The following is a 14,435-nucleotide window of genomic DNA, read 5'->3' on the forward strand; positions in this document are numbered from 1 at the left end:
TTGTTAATCTTCCGCAAAAACCTCATCGCGCCCGCGCCGAATGCTCGGTAAAAGTGCGAGAACGAGTGTCACTGCTGCGAGCAAAAGTAATGAGATGCTGATCGGGCTTTCTACTAGCGTAGCCAGTGAACCATGGGAGATCAGCAGCGCCCGTCGGAAGTTCTCTTCGATAAGATCTCCCAGTACAAAGCCGAGAAGCAGCGGGGCGGGTTCGAACCCGAGCCGCGTCAATGCGTATCCGAGCAGGCCGAAGAAGCCGATGAAAAGCACGTCGGTCGGCATTGAATTGATTGTGTAAATACCAATACAGCAAAACAGCAATATCGCCGGGAACATCAACCGGTACGGGACCGTCAAAAGCCTGACCCAAATCCCAACCATTGGGAGATTGATTACAAGCAGCATCAGGTTGCCGATCCACATGGACGCAATCATTCCCCAGAATAGATCGGGGCTCTTCGTCATGACCTGCGGACCTGGCACGATGCCATGAATGGTCATCGCACCGACCATCAGCGCCATAACTGCGTTAGAGGGGATACCCAGTGTCAGAAGCGGTATGAACGATGTCTGTGCCCCGGCATTGTTGGCTGATTCTGGCCCAGCGACACCTTCAATGGCACCATTTCCGAAGCGATCGGGCGTCTTGGATATCTTCTTTTCCAATGTGTAAGAGGCGAAGGGACCGAGGATCGCACCGCTTCCTGGCAAGATTCCGAGAATGGCTCCAATCACGGTGCCACGGAGGACCGGCCAAGTAGACGCCTTGACGTCGCTCCTGTTCGGAAGCAAACGCCCGATCGCCTTTTTCACGGTATCGCGTGTTTCTGGCGCGTCGAGGTTCCTAAGAACTTCGGATATGCCAAATAATCCCATCGCGAGGACCGAGAAATCAATGCCGTCTGCCAGGAACGGCAATCCGAACGTCATCCGTTCTTCGCCGGTCTCAAGGTCTGTTCCCACCGTCGAAAGCAGGATCCCGACCAGGATCATGGCGACAGCCTTGATGACGGACCCTCTTGCCAGAACGACAGCGAAAATTAGCCCCATCACAACCAATGCAAAATATTCCGGAGCGCCGAACATCAGGGCGATACCAGTGAGTGGACCGCTCAAGGCAGCGATGACAATTGTCGCGACCGTACCGGCAAAGAACGATCCGATTGCGGCGACGCCGAGGGCGACGCCAGCTCTGCCCTGCCGCGCCATCTGATGCCCATCAAGCGCCGTTACGACTGATGAGGCTTCACCTGGAATATTGACGAGGATTGCTGTTGTGGATCCGCCGTATTGGGCGCCGTAGTAGATGCCTGCCAGCATGATCAGAGCACCGGTCGGATCGATGCCGAATGTAATTGGCAGCAGCATTGCGATCGTGGCGATGGGGCCAACGCCTGGCAAGACACCAATCAGGGTGCCAACAAGACATCCGATGAATGCTAAGCCTAGGTTGACTGGGGTGAAGGCGATTGAGAACCCAAACGCCAGATTAGCGAAGAGGTCAGGCATTCTTCACCTCCGCTTTTTTCGATGCTGTCCCGTCCGTTTTCGCTGAAACGACATAGGAGGAGATGTGCGCCGTTATGGCGAGAAGGACCAAAAGACCAGTCGTAACCCTCAGCACCAACTTCGACGGGATCCCTGACAACACGACGTTCACAATCTTTGGGAAGACCGGAAGCGGGAGGTTCAAGATGTCCGCAAACAGCAGGATGCTGAATGCCGTCAGCGAAAATGCGATGATGAGCAGTTCGCGAAGATTTGCCTCAGGCGATGCATATCCGGCGATAAGGACCGTCATTGGGCCCGCGATGAGCAGGCCGAGACCCGGAGTTGTGACGAGGCCAAGGTCGAATGGGCGAATGGTCAGCGCAAAAAACACCACAGAGAGTGAGACCAATGCAAGCCCTCGCCAGTTTGTACGGCCAAAGCCGCTCGCGGGGGATCGCAGGCCCGCAGCGAAAAGCACTGCACCGAGGAGGCCGATCGCCATTCCAAGGTATCGAGGCAAAAAGCCCGCGCCCATCGACGACAAGTTGCCCTGGCTCAAATCGCTTGTGAGCCAGATCGCAAAACATCCGAATGCGATCAGAAATGCGCCCGCAAATACGTTTTCATTGAGCGACGGAGTCGCTTTTCTCCCTAAATTCATATGCACCTCCCTTGCATGCTGTGATTGATCGTGCATTTTTCCCGGTGAAACAAACGAATTTTATGAACCATCAGATGATCTAGATTCATCAGGAGTAAGAAGATGAGCATTGTTTCGCGCATGGATTTTCTCGGCCTTCAGGCGTTCGTGGCGATCGCCGATCGCGGTAGCTTTCGCGAAGCAGCACAACACCTTCATCTGTCTCACACGGCGATAAGCCACCGTATTCGAAAGCTTGAAGACGAGGTCGGCCAGAAGCTGTTCATGCGTAGTAGCAAGGAGGTGAGCCTTACTCAGGCGGGACTGGAATTGCTTCCCAAGGTCAAGGAGATGCTTGCGGTCCTAGCGGCAACGATCGACGACTTGAAGCTATCTGGGAACGCGCGCCGCGAACGAATTGCAATCGGTTGCCTCCCGACATTCGCCGCCGGCCGGCTTCCCGAGATTTTGAAGAGTTTCAGCGCTGCCAATCCTGACGTTGTCGTCCACATCTTCGACAAGTCAGCAGCGGAGATCTCAGACTTGCTCGCAAAAGGTCTCATCGAGTTCGGCATTACCATCATCACCACCAACCGTTGGGACTTTGATGCTGAGGTCCTTGTCGAAGATCCTTTTGTTCTTGTAGCTCCTTCTGATCATGCCTTGGCTCAGCCCATGGCGGTAAAGTGGCGTGACTTGGAGGGTTTCCCGCTTATCCGTGTCTCTCAGCATTCCGGAAACCGCCTCATCATCGACGATGCGCTTGCCGGCTCCGTTTTCGACTTGTCGTGGCAATTCGAGGCACAACATCTTCAAACAGCGATTGCGATGGCGCGGGCAGGAGCCGCGTTAGCTGTGGTTCCTCGCATGGCTTTTGATGCAACGGCCGACACCGCGCTATCGCTCCAGGTCCTTACCGAGCCGAACGTCTCCCGCGAAATCGGCATCATCACCCGTAAGAGCGGTTCGCTGTCCGCCAATGCGGAAAGACTACGAAATCTTATCCGGCAGTCTTTCGGCTATATGGGAGACGCATAATTGCTCGACGATCGCTCGAGCTGTTCGTTAGTCGTTCCAATAGATGCGCATCGGGTTCTCGACGAGAAGCTTTTTCTGAAGTTCGGCAGTCGGCGCTATGCGCGGGATGATGTCAACCAGGTGACCGTCGTCCGGCATGTGAGTGGTCATGTTGGGATGAGGCCAGTCCGTGCCCCAGAGCACGCGATCGGGAAAACGTTCGACCAGCATACGGGCGAAGGGAACGACGTCGTCGTAGCTTGGTGCTCCCGTTTTTGACAGACGCTCCGGGCAACTGACCTTGCTGACGACGTTTTCGTATTCCGCCATCAATTTCACGAAGCGGCCGAATTCCGGACCGTTGACAGGCTTGCTGACGTCCGGTCTTCCCATGTGGTCGACCACGACAGTCGTCGGCAGCGAGGTGAAGAACTTCCATCTTTCCTCAAGGTCTGCTGCTTCGAAATAGATGACGACATGCCAGCCCAACGGTGCGATGCGGTCGATAATGGTGCGGTAATAGGCGTCCGGTTTGGGATCTACGAGGCGGCGGACGAAATTGAAGCGTACGCCCCGGACTCCGGCTTCGTTCAGTTGCGAAAGCTCATCGTCGGAAACTGTGTCGCGTACGGTCGCCACGCCGCGTGCCTTGCCGCTAGAGCCTTGCAGTGCATCGACAAGCGCACGGTTGTCTGCGCCATGGCAGGTTGCCTGTACGATGACGTTGCGGTCGAAACCTAGATAGTCGCGCAACGCGAATAATTTGTCCTTACCGGCATCGCAAGGCGTATATTTACGCTCATCTGCATATGGAAAAGCGTCGCCCGGGCCGAAGACATGACAATGCGCGTCGACTGCGCCGGCCGGCGGACGATAGCGCGGTTTGCTGGGATCAGGATCGAAACATAACCAGTTCGGGTCCATCGTGAATGTGGTCATTACAATCCCCTTACCTTCAGTTGCGCGTCGAGACGCGGATAGACGCGACGGGCATTCAGTTCGAACACCTTTTTCTTGTCGGCATCCGAAATATCGAGAGCATCGACATAGCGTTTGGTGTCATCGAAATAATGGCCGGTCTGCGGGTCGATTCCGCGGACAGCGCCCACCATTTCCGAGCCGAACAGGATGTTGTCGACGTCTATGACCTCGAACAGCAAGTCGATGCCGGGCTGATGATAGACGCAGGTATCGAAGAACACGTTTTTCATGACGTGCTCGTCGAGCGGTGGCCGTTTCAGCATGTCCGCCAGTCCGCGATAACGCCCCCAGTGATAGGGGACAGCGCCACCGCCGTGGGGAATTATGAAGCGCAGATCCGGAAAGTCCTTGAACAAGTCACCCTCTAGGAATTGCATGAAGGCAATCGTGTCCGCGGCAATATAGTAGGCGCCGGTGGCATGCATGGCGCAATTGCAACTCCCGGAGACATGGATCATCGCCGGGACATCGAGCTCGACCATTTTCTCGAAGAACGGATACCAGGCCTTGTCCGTCAGAGGCGGTGCATCGAAACGTCCGCCAGACGGATCGGGGTTTAGATTGCAGCCGACAAATCCCAGTTCCGAAACGCAGCGTTCCAGCTCTTCGATCGAGGTGGAAACGGAGATGCCGGGTGTCTGCGGCAGTTGGCAAACACCGACGAATGTCTCCGGATAGAGGTCGACAACGCGCTTGATCAGATCGTTGGAACGCCGTGCCCATACTTTTGCCGCAGGCTGGTCGCCGACGTGAGGCGCCATCGCCGAAGCGCGTGGTGAAAAGATCGTCATGTCGGCGCCGCGCTCGCGCAAGAGCCGCAACTGGTTAGCCTCGATCGTCTCGCGGATCTCGTCGTCGGAAATTTCGGGATAAGCTGGATTGATATCGCCACCGCTTTTGATCGCGTCTTCCTGACGACCGCGCCATTGAGAATGAGCGGCGGGTGCAGTTGTGTAGTGGCCGTGGCAATCGATAATCATGACGTCCGGGTTCCTCCTGTATTTTTAAGCGTCCTGAAAGCGCGAAGCTGCGGCCGCATCCATGACAAGCGGAAGGAGTTTGGAACGTGATCAGACTTGGTGAGCGGTTCTCCTCCCGGCTCATTGCGTTATAGCTGGCAAGCCGATATCAGCCGTATCGGAATGAGTTACTCTCCATTCGTTTTTCTGAAGTCCAGTCAACACAAGCTCGGCGGAATTCTGCTACGAATGCGGCTTGTAGACGGGTCGGTTGCCAGTCGCTGCGGAACGTCAGGCCAATCTTCCGCTGTGAAGAGAAAGCGCTGGGGATTTCGACGAGAAGGCCGGCAAGCCTTTCAACAACGAACTGGTCTCGCGACATCAACGTTAGCCAGTCATCGTTGAGCATCAAGCCGCGACTGATCGTGACCGAATTGCTTTCGATCCGCATCGGCGGCGGGTCAATACCATGCTCCGTGAATATCGATTCCCATTTCAAGCGCATTGGCGCCCCGCTGGATGCAGTGATCCACGGGAAATCTCTCAGGCTTGTAAAGTCGACCTCTTTGCGCCGGGCCAGAGGGTGTTTCTTGCGTGCGACGATGACCAAGTCATCGTCAAACAATTCCTCTTGCACCACGTCCTTCACGGGTGAGGGATCACGAACGGCACCAATCAGCACATCCATTTGGCCATTGCGAAGATTGACGAGCAGGTCTGCGTACGGCCCTTCAACGACGGTGATACTGGCAGCTGGATTGGCACTGGAGAAACGAGCGAGAGCCCGTGGGAGCAAGATTGTCTGCGCCATGGGTAATGTGCCAATCGTCAGTCGGCCGGCACCATCACGATGAAGCGCCGCCAGCTCATCGAAACCGGCTTCAATTTCGGCAAGCGCCAAGCGTGCAAAGCGTAGGAGATGTGAGGCCGCGTGGGTTGGCTGAACTGTCCGCCCATGTCGAGTGAGGAGCAATACACCAAGAAGCTGCTCGAGCTCTCGAGACGATCGATGCAAGGCAGGCTCTGAAAGTGCGGTCATCTTTGAAGCCAACGCAAAGCTGCCTGCCTGATCGACAGCGGTGAGTGCGCGCAACTGTCCGAACGTGATGCGACGTTCGATATTCGGCAATGCAGGCAGGCGGGCTGAGCGACGAACTCCCTGTCCGCCTCTGATAATGTAGGCGAGTGCCCGCTCTATTCGCTGCGTCATGAGATGACCCGCCTGGGTCAGGACCACACCGCCGGGCTGTCGTTCAAGAAGAATATGCCCAAGCTGAGCTTCCACCTTGGCCACTGCCTGGGTCACGGCCGGCTGCGATAGGTTCATCGCGTTTGCGGCGCTGCTAATGCTGCCTAAACGGCCGGCAATCGCGACGGCTTCGAAGTGACGAAAGTTGATCTCACGCTGCAAGGTCATATCGATACTTAACCAGAACTTATGGGTCGTGCGCAAATCCATTTTGCCTTTTCAGGCGCTTTGTCCCTTAATTTGGGTCGGAGGTTGAAGAGGAGGTCTTCTACAAAGCCCAACGGGAAAGGTGACCTCTGTGTCTGGCCTTGCAACGGGATCGCGGGAGCGGGCCGGGTTGCTTTCCCTTCATCTCCATGGAGTTCGGATATCGAGCGAGCACAAGCGCGTGCTTGATGTCCGGGGAGTGGCATAGCGCCAATTATGTGCCGGGACCGCAATCCGAGACCCTGTCGGGGTTGGAGCCGAGGCTTCGGGAGGAGAATATCGCGTGACTTATTCAGGAATAAGCAGTCCTGTGCCGACAAGGCCGGGCAAGGTCGGCGAAAGCAGCCGGTTTGGCATTTTAGGGCAGCTCTGGTTTCAGGTTCTCGCCGGCACGGTGATCGGCATCCTGCTCGGCAATTTCGCACCGGAAATAGCGATTGCGATGAAGCCGTTCGGCGATGCTTTCATCAAGATGATCCGAATGATGATCGGGCCGATCATCTTCGTCACCGTTGTTCACGGCATCGCCGGCATGAACGACATGAAGAGCGTTGGCCGGGTTGCTTTGAAGTCGATCTTCTATTTTGAAGTCATTACCACACTTGCCCTGGTTTTCGGCCTTGTTGCCGTCAATCTATGGAAGCCCGGTGCAGCCATGAACATCGATCCGACGACGCTTGATGCGTCATCGATCAAATCCTATGTCGCAACGGCGCATGATCAGTCGATGACCGCCTATTTCATGGGTATCATACCTGACAGTTTCGTTAGCGCTTTCACCGAAGGGCACGTCCTCCAGGTCCTGTTCATTTCGGTCCTGTTCGGCATCGCCCTGGCTTCGATCGGTGAGCGCGGCCGGCCGGTCTTTCATGTGATCGAAAGCGCGTCGCAGGGCTTTTTCAAGATCATCGGCTACATCATGTATTTCGCGCCGCTTGGCGCGTTTGGAGCCATCGCATTCACTATCGGTCAGTTCGGTACGTCGTCTCTCTGGTCGCTGGGTTCATTGATCATCGAGTTTTTTGCGGTCTGCGCGCTTTTTACCGCAATTGTTTTCGGCACGATTGCCCACTGGTGCGGGGTCAGCCTGTTCCGACTGTTCAGCTATCTGTGGGATGAAATCATCATTGTTGCGGCCACCACGTCGACCGAGACGGTGCTGCCGCGGCTCATCCAAAAGATGGGCGAGGCTGGTTGCGAGGAATCCGTCGTCGGGTTTGTCATTCCGGCAGGCTATTCGTTCAATCTGGACGGGACATGCCTTTATCTCACGACGGTCGCAGTCTTTCTTGCCCAGGCAACGAACACGCCTCTCACCATCTGGCATGAACTGAGCCTGATCGGCGTACTTCTCCTGACATCGAAGGGGGCTGCGGGCGTTGCGGGTGCGGCATTCGTCGTTCTCGCGGCCACGCTCAATACGACCGGCGCCATCCCTGTCGCGAGCATCGCTCTCATCCTCGGCATTCACCGCATTCTGGCCGAAGGGCTGACTTTCGTGAACCTCATCGGCAATTCCCTGGCATCGATCGTCATCGCCAAATGGGAAGGCAAGCTCGATGAAAAGATGCTGGCAGAGACGGTTGGCAATGCTCGCTTAAGACGCGTTCAAGGCGTTGTTGCCGCGTGAACCTCACGCAGACTTTCTCATAGATAAAAGGACTTATAGAAATGGGTATCGTTGTTCAAAATATCGAGCGGGTCGAAGCAGACATCATCAAGCGTCTTGGCGCGGCTGGTGTCGCGACCGTGCATGAGGCACAGGGCCGGAAGGGAATGTTGGCGAGCTACATGCGCCCGATCTATGCCGGTGGTCAGGTCGCTGGGTCGGCGGTCACCATTTCCTCGCCTCCTGGCGACAACTGGATGCTGCATGTTGCAATTGAACAGTTGAAGGACGGGGACATCCTTGTGTTGGCGCCAACCTCCCCCTGCGACAACGGTTATTTCGGCGATCTTCTGGCGACCTCGGCAATGGCCCGCGGCTGCAAGGGCCTGGTCATCGACGCGGGCGTACGTGATATCCGCGACCTGACGGCAATGGGTTTTCCGGTTTGGTCCAAGGCAATCTCCGCGCAGGGGACGGTGAAGGAGACGTTGGGCTCCGTCAACGTGCCGATTGTCTGTGCCGGTGCACATATAGAGGCCGGGGACGTTATCGTCGCCGATGATGACGGCGTATGCGTTGTCAAGCGCATCGAGGCGTCAACCGTACTCGCGGCTGCGGAAAAGCGGCTTGCGAACGAAGACGCCAAGCGCACCAAGCTTGCTGCCGGAGAACTCGGCCTGGATATCTACAATATGCGCCCGGTGCTTGAGCAGAAGGGTCTCAAATATGTTTGAAGAAGGTATTCCGTGCCTTTGGATGCGCGGCGGCACATCCAAAGGCGCCTATTTCCTCGGGGAACATATACCCGGTGAGCCGCGCGCGCGCGATGCATTGCTGCTCGCCATCATGGGATCGCCGGACCCACGCCAGATCGATGGCATCGGCGGCGCCGATCCACTCACGTCGAAGGTCGCAATCCTTTCACCTTCGACGCGCGATGATGCGGATGTCGACTACCTCTTTCTGCAGGTTTTTGTCGACCAGGCTCTGGTGAGCGATGCGCAAGGATGCGGGAACATCCTGGCGGGGGTCGGCCCCGCGGCGATCGAACGCGGGCTTGTCACGGCAACAGACGGGGTCACCGAAGTCCGCATCCACATGGTCAACTCAGGTGAGGTGGCTGTGGCGAAGGTCGCTACTCCTGGTCAGCGCGTCGACTATCGAGGCGAAACCGAAATCGCCGGCGTACCGGGCCGCCACGCGGCTGTGCCGCTATTATTCGAGAACATTGCTGGATCGATGTGTGGATCATTGCTGCCCACCGGCAATGAAGTCGATGTTATTGATGGCATCTCTGCAACCCTCATAGACAACGGCATGCCATGCGTCGTGATGCGCGCCTCCGATTTCGGCCTGAGCGGCTCGGAGACGCGTGAGCAAATTGAAGCCGATGCGCAACTGAAGCAGCGTATCGAAACGATCCGATTGAAAGCCGGGCCTATGATGAACCTCGGGGACGTCACAGCTGCTTCGGTTCCAAAGATGACTTTGGTCTCAAAAGCCTCCGATGGTGGAGCAATCTCCACCCGCAGCTTCATTCCCCATCGCGTCCATGCGTCGGTTGGCGTTCTGGCGGCCGTGACCGTCGCCACTGCAACGCGGCTTCCAAAGAGTCCGGCTGCGGAACTCGTTACGACGCCAGACGACGGCCGGTACCTGATCGAGCATCCCACCGGCGCCATGGAGGTATTTCTCGACATCGATGCTGACGGACAGATCAACGCGGCTGGCACCGTGCGAACGGCGCGCAAGCTTTTCGACGGGTTAGTATTTCCTGCACCGATGGATTGACGATCACAACCGCTTATCACCGATGGAAGAGGAGCCTCGGCGGTGAGCGCTATCCAGATCATAAAACCAAGCTGCCCTGCGGCTTAAATGGGAGGAGAAGACATGAGGCTATTCGTTCACAAGATTGCTGGTGGTTTTTGTAAAGCTACGAGGTTCACCATGGCTGTTGGAGCATTTGCGTTGGCAGGTGTGTTTCCCAACTTTGCTGAGGCGCAGAGTTACCCGGAGCGAGACATTACTCTCGTTCTGCCTTTTGGTCCTGGAGGGATCGCCGACATAACTGCGCGCATCGTGTCGGATGCACTCGGCAAAAAGCTTGGACGTCAGATCATAATCATGAACCAGCCCGGAGCTGGTGGAGCGTCCGCGGCACGTGCCGTTCTCAATGCTGAGCCGGATGGCTACACGCTTGCCCTTTTTTCGAACGGAACGGCGATCAGCGTGCCGCTGTTTAAAAAGTTACCATTCGATCCAGTTGCCGAGTTCGTACCGGTTTCCAGCCTTGCTTACTTCGATTTCGTTTTCGTCACCAAGGCGGGTAGCAAGTTCAACTCGCTGAAGGATGTTCTGGATGCCGCAAAGGCAGATCCGGGAGCGTTGAACGTTGGGACGATCAACACAGGCAGCAGCCAGAACCTCGCGGCTGAGCTATTCAAATCATCCGCGGGGATAGATTTCACAATCGTTCCTTACAAGGCCACTCCTGACCTCCAAGTCGCATTGTTGGGAGGCGAACTCGACATGATCATTGACAGTCCATCGGCGTTAAAGGCCGCGTTGCAACAGAACAATGCTATTGCGATTGCTTCTTCCGGGGCTCAACGATCAAGTCTTACGGGAGATGTTCCGACGGTTGCGGAGGCAGGTGTTACAGGCTTTGAAGTCACTTCGTGGAATGCTGTTTTTGCGCCCAAGGGCACGCCGCGAGAGGCATTGGAGGTCCTCAATGGCGCCCTTAAGGAGGTACTTGCGGACGAAGGGATAAAAAAACGCTTTGCAGACTTAGGCGTTGAGGCACGTTCGAGCGAACCGCAGGAAATCGGGAAGCGGCTGGCAGATGATATCGCGAAGTGGTCGTCGGTGATCGATCGTGCGGGAGTGCCGAAGCAGTAAGAACGGGTTGGCTTGGGTGTCCCCTATTCCATATCGGCTTTGGAATACTTGTCTACAATCTCAAGAAATTGGCGTTGAGGCGCGGTGGGCACCCAGTTGGCTCGAGTGGTGAGACCTATCGGGCGAGCCGTTTGCTCGAGATCCAGCGATATGGATGAAATGAGGCCGCGCGACAGTTCTGCTTGAGCTTGGCGGTATGAGATGCATCCGAGATGATCGGTTGTCAGCAGCAGTTCCCGCATTAGGATAAGCGAAGCCGATTCCACGATGCTGTCCGGACGACAGTTCCACCGTTCGAACATGCGATCGAACTGTGTACGAATGGGCGTACCGGGTAGGCTGACGATCCAGGGATATTCCACGAGCCTATCAGCTCGCACGGGCATATCTTTTAGTATCGGATGAGATTTCCCGGCAACGATCACAATTGTGTCGCTGAAGAGAAATGTTTGCTTAACGTCGGCGATCGGAAGTGGGTCGCGAAGGGCGCCAATCAGGAAATCGATCTCACCTCGACGCAGGCCGGCTAGGAGTTCGGCATAAGGTCCGTCGACTATTTGAATTGTGATCTTTCTGCGCCAATTGCGAAATTCGGCGATGGCTCTTGGCAGTAAATACGAACGCGACAACGGTAGCGCACCAACAACGATCTTGCCAACCTCTTCCGACCGCGTTTCCGCCAGATCGACTTCCGCCTGTATAAGTTCGGTAAAGGCGAGCCTTGCTGCCTCGGCAATGCTGACAGCTTGTTTCGTGGCTATGATACCGTAAGATGTCCGCTCGAACAGTGGCTTGGCGGCCTCTGCCTCCAATTGTGTTACGGCGCGATGGACGGTGGGCTGTGCCAGACCGAGCCTATGGGCCGCCAGCGTAAAGTTGCCGGCTTCCTTGACCGCGATCAGCGCTTCAAGCTGGGATGTGGTTGCGATAAGTTTCAGGCGTGGGCTGAGTTCGGCGAGGGCCGGATCGAGAAAATCGAAGGCGCGCCGCACGCGCCGCTCCAGAACCTGGCCTTCGGCGTTGGGAAAAAGGCCCTGCGCCGTGCGCTCGAATAGGGGCGTCTTCAAAATGCGCTCGATCTTCGAAAGTGCCTGGGTGACTGCGGGTTGCGACAGATAGCAAAGCGCCGCCGCCCGGGTTACCGAATTAGTGTCGGCAACCGCGAGGAAGACCCGCAGATGTCGAAGATTGTGTTGAACGTTCGATGCGGTCTGAATCAGGGTCACGTCGGGAGGGATTTCAATATTGCATCTGCCCGTCCGGTCAGGCTGGCGTCGGTGATTTCGGCATCGAGTTCGCCAAGTTGGCTCTGCCAGTCCACGGTGGCAAGGGCCATGCGATTGGGTAGGTTCAATTCGCTCAATGTCATCGCAACCTCGCGCATCTCAGCGGCGCGCCGTTTTCCATGGACCAGCATTCTCTCCAGATTGTATGCGGAACGAGCGGTCCAGTCTATGCCGGGGTCGGACGCCTGAAGCGAGGCGAGCACTTGTTGCTCGACGCCGGCGCGCCGGGCGGCCAGCATGCATTCTGCGGTTAGCGCCTCAAGGCCCTTGATCATAACCGACCGAAGCATTTTGATCGAAGATGCCTCGCCGACGTTCTCGCCGGCAATCCGGGCATTCATGCCGAGATCGCCCAGTAAAGCCAAGGCACTCGGTGCATTTTCGCCCGAAAGCAGGAGCGGCGTGCGATGTCGGCCGGGATGGACCGGAGACATGACAGCGACGTCGACATATCGGGCGCCCGCGCCTTCGATCAGCGCGGCGGCGGCTGACTTGGTCGCAGGGGAGCAGGAATTACAGTCGAGATAAAGGCTGTCGCCTTCGAGAAAGGGCAGAGCGGCTTCTGCCGCTTCCAAAGCGCAGTCGGCCGTGACGAGGCTGAAGACCGCCGAACTGCCTTTGAAGGCGGCGGCCCGCGTCGGAGCGCAGGTGACGTCGAGCTTTGCGCAGGCATCGATGAGCACATTATGCTGCGTTTTGTCCTCGATCTTGATATCGAAGGTCGAAACCAGGCCCAGTTTTTTTGCATCGATTTCGCTTCGCCAGCCGGAGACGAAGGCCTGAGCCGCTTCACCGAAGCCCAAAGTCGCAATTTTCAACATGATCTCTCCCGACCCGCGCGCACCAACCCAATCTCATGTCCTGCGCGGGGGCGCATGATGTCGCGCCCCCTTTTGTGTAGGGGATCAGGCGCTCACTGCGCCGGGTCCTTCACTTTTTCAAAGGTCTTGAACTCAGTGTTGTAGAGCGTACCTTCCACGCGCTCGACCTTGCGCATGTAGATGTTCTGTACGATGTCGCGGGTGTCAGGGTCGATCGAAATTGGCCCGCGTGGGCTGTCGAGTTGCATGCCCTTGGCCGCATCGACAAACTTATCGCCGCTGGTATCGCCCTTGGTCTTGTCGAGTGTCTTGTAGATAAGATCCAGCGAATCCCAGGCAGCGGCAGCCACCATGTTAGGGCGCATCCCGTCATTGCTCTTCTTGAAGGCTTCAACGAAGGCCTTGTTCTGAGGAGAATCGTGGTTGGTCGAGTAAGGTCCGCCTGTGATGACACCGATCACAGGATCGCCCATGCTGTCGAGGATGTCGTCATCGGTGACGTCGGCCATGGCGATGACCTTGATGCCGGACTTGTCGAGACCACGCTCGACGAACTGCTTCATGAAGGCAGCGCCTGCGCCGGTCGGCACGAAGACGAACAACGCCTCAGGCTTCTCATCGGCCGCGCGCTGCAAAAAGGGGGCAAAATCCGGGTTGGCCAGCGGCACCTTGAGTTTGGATACGACCGTGCCGCCATTGGCCTCGATCGCTTTCGTGAACCATTCCTCCGCATCCTTCCCCGGACCGTAGTCGGAGACCACGCTGACGAATTTCTTGGCGCCGTTCTCCGGCGCCCATTTGCCGATCACGCTGGCGACCTGAGGGATGGTCCAGGAGGTGCGCAGGATATATGGCGAGGCCTTCATGATCGAAGAGGTCGCTGCTACCATGATGATCTGCGGGACCTTTGCGCGCTTGGACAATTGCGCCACGGAAAGTGCGGTCGGCGTATTGCCGAAACCGGTCAGGATCGAAACCTTGTCATTGGCGACAAGCTCCTGTGAGATTCGCAGCGCGTTATCCGGGACGCTGCCATCGTCCTTGACGATGAATTCGACTTTCTTTCCGCCGGCAGTCTCACCATGGGTCGCCACATAGGCCTTCAGCGCTGCGTTGATCTGGCGGCCGTTTGATTGGAAACCACCAGTCAGCGGGATGACCACACCGACCTTGACACTGTCTTCCGCGTGTAGCGTGGAGGCTCCCCCCGCCATCAGCGCAACCGCGGCCATCGCGCCTGTCAGGAATTTGTTCAGTCGTTTCATTCTCTC

General features: G+C 56.8%; 13 protein-coding genes. 5 read left to right on the top strand and 8 right to left on the bottom strand.

Features of this window, described 5'->3' with window-relative positions; all coding sequences use genetic code 11:
• Nucleotides 1-3: 3 nt before the first annotated feature.
• On the bottom strand, nucleotides 4-1,509 hold the full coding sequence (locus ACQZ5N_RS16240) for a tripartite tricarboxylate transporter permease (RefSeq protein WP_448733463.1): 1,506 nt from the start codon (nucleotides 1,507-1,509) through the stop codon (nucleotides 4-6).
• Nucleotides 1,502-2,152: a tripartite tricarboxylate transporter TctB family protein gene (locus ACQZ5N_RS16245; RefSeq protein ID WP_448733464.1), complete on the bottom strand. Its 651-nt coding sequence runs from the start codon at nucleotides 2,150-2,152 to the stop codon at nucleotides 1,502-1,504. Before ACQZ5N_RS16245 ends, ACQZ5N_RS16240 begins: the two co-directional genes overlap by 8 nt.
• Before the next feature lie 102 nt (nucleotides 2,153-2,254).
• Here ACQZ5N_RS16245 and ACQZ5N_RS16250 point away from each other — a divergent pair, with 102 nt between their 5' ends.
• Complete coding sequence (locus ACQZ5N_RS16250; RefSeq protein ID WP_448733465.1) at nucleotides 2,255-3,169, top strand: LysR family transcriptional regulator; 915 nt, start codon at nucleotides 2,255-2,257, stop codon at nucleotides 3,167-3,169.
• Nucleotides 3,170-3,196: 27 nt separating this feature from the next.
• Here ACQZ5N_RS16250 and ACQZ5N_RS16255 read toward each other — a convergent pair whose 3' ends face one another.
• The 3 genes from ACQZ5N_RS16255 to ACQZ5N_RS16265 all read right to left on the bottom strand — a co-directional run bounded on the left by ACQZ5N_RS16255 (nucleotide 3,197) and on the right by ACQZ5N_RS16265 (nucleotide 6,547).
• On the bottom strand, nucleotides 3,197-4,087 hold the full coding sequence (locus ACQZ5N_RS16255) for an amidohydrolase family protein (protein ID WP_448733466.1): 891 nt from the start codon (nucleotides 4,085-4,087) through the stop codon (nucleotides 3,197-3,199).
• On the bottom strand, nucleotides 4,087-5,109 hold the full coding sequence (locus ACQZ5N_RS16260) for an amidohydrolase family protein (RefSeq protein ID WP_149622380.1): 1,023 nt from the start codon (nucleotides 5,107-5,109) through the stop codon (nucleotides 4,087-4,089). The genes ACQZ5N_RS16255 and ACQZ5N_RS16260 overlap by 1 nt, the downstream gene beginning before the upstream one ends.
• Before the next feature lie 148 nt (nucleotides 5,110-5,257).
• Nucleotides 5,258-6,547, bottom strand: a complete 1,290-nt coding sequence (locus tag ACQZ5N_RS16265; RefSeq protein WP_448733467.1) for a LysR family transcriptional regulator — start codon at nucleotides 6,545-6,547, stop codon at nucleotides 5,258-5,260.
• A 280-nt stretch (nucleotides 6,548-6,827) separates the two neighbouring features.
• Between ACQZ5N_RS16265 and dctA the strand changes: the two genes are divergently transcribed.
• From dctA to ACQZ5N_RS16285, 4 genes are all read left to right on the top strand, one after another.
• The gene (dctA, locus tag ACQZ5N_RS16270) at nucleotides 6,828-8,174 is read left to right on the top strand and encodes a C4-dicarboxylate transporter DctA (protein ID WP_448733468.1); all 1,347 of its coding nucleotides are present in this window, start codon (nucleotides 6,828-6,830) and stop codon (nucleotides 8,172-8,174) included.
• 41 nt (nucleotides 8,175-8,215) lie between these two features.
• A complete protein-coding gene (locus ACQZ5N_RS16275; protein ID WP_448733469.1) occupies nucleotides 8,216-8,887 on the top strand; it encodes a 4-carboxy-4-hydroxy-2-oxoadipate aldolase/oxaloacetate decarboxylase in 672 nt (223 codons plus the stop codon).
• Nucleotides 8,880-9,944: a 4-oxalomesaconate tautomerase gene (locus tag ACQZ5N_RS16280; protein WP_448733470.1), complete on the top strand. Its 1,065-nt coding sequence runs from the start codon at nucleotides 8,880-8,882 to the stop codon at nucleotides 9,942-9,944. Before ACQZ5N_RS16275 ends, ACQZ5N_RS16280 begins: the two co-directional genes overlap by 8 nt.
• A gap of 102 nt (nucleotides 9,945-10,046) precedes the next feature.
• On the top strand, nucleotides 10,047-11,057 hold the full coding sequence (locus tag ACQZ5N_RS16285; RefSeq protein ID WP_448733471.1) for a Bug family tripartite tricarboxylate transporter substrate binding protein: 1,011 nt from the start codon (nucleotides 10,047-10,049) through the stop codon (nucleotides 11,055-11,057).
• A gap of 23 nt (nucleotides 11,058-11,080) precedes the next feature.
• On the opposite strand, the gene ACQZ5N_RS16290 is transcribed toward ACQZ5N_RS16285, so the two are convergent.
• The 3 genes from ACQZ5N_RS16290 to ACQZ5N_RS16300 all read right to left on the bottom strand — a co-directional run bounded on the left by ACQZ5N_RS16290 (nucleotide 11,081) and on the right by ACQZ5N_RS16300 (nucleotide 14,429).
• Nucleotides 11,081-12,283: a LysR family transcriptional regulator gene (locus ACQZ5N_RS16290; RefSeq protein ID WP_448733472.1), complete on the bottom strand. Its 1,203-nt coding sequence runs from the start codon at nucleotides 12,281-12,283 to the stop codon at nucleotides 11,081-11,083.
• Complete coding sequence (locus tag ACQZ5N_RS16295; RefSeq protein ID WP_448733473.1) at nucleotides 12,280-13,164, bottom strand: DUF1932 domain-containing protein; 885 nt, start codon at nucleotides 13,162-13,164, stop codon at nucleotides 12,280-12,282. Before ACQZ5N_RS16295 ends, ACQZ5N_RS16290 begins: the two co-directional genes overlap by 4 nt.
• 92 nt (nucleotides 13,165-13,256) lie before the next feature.
• A complete protein-coding gene (locus tag ACQZ5N_RS16300) occupies nucleotides 13,257-14,429 on the bottom strand; it encodes an ABC transporter substrate-binding protein (RefSeq protein WP_448733474.1) in 1,173 nt (390 codons plus the stop codon).
• Nucleotides 14,430-14,435: the final 6 nt, after the last annotated feature.

It is taken from the genome of Agrobacterium sp. 22-221-1 (assembly GCF_053522445.1).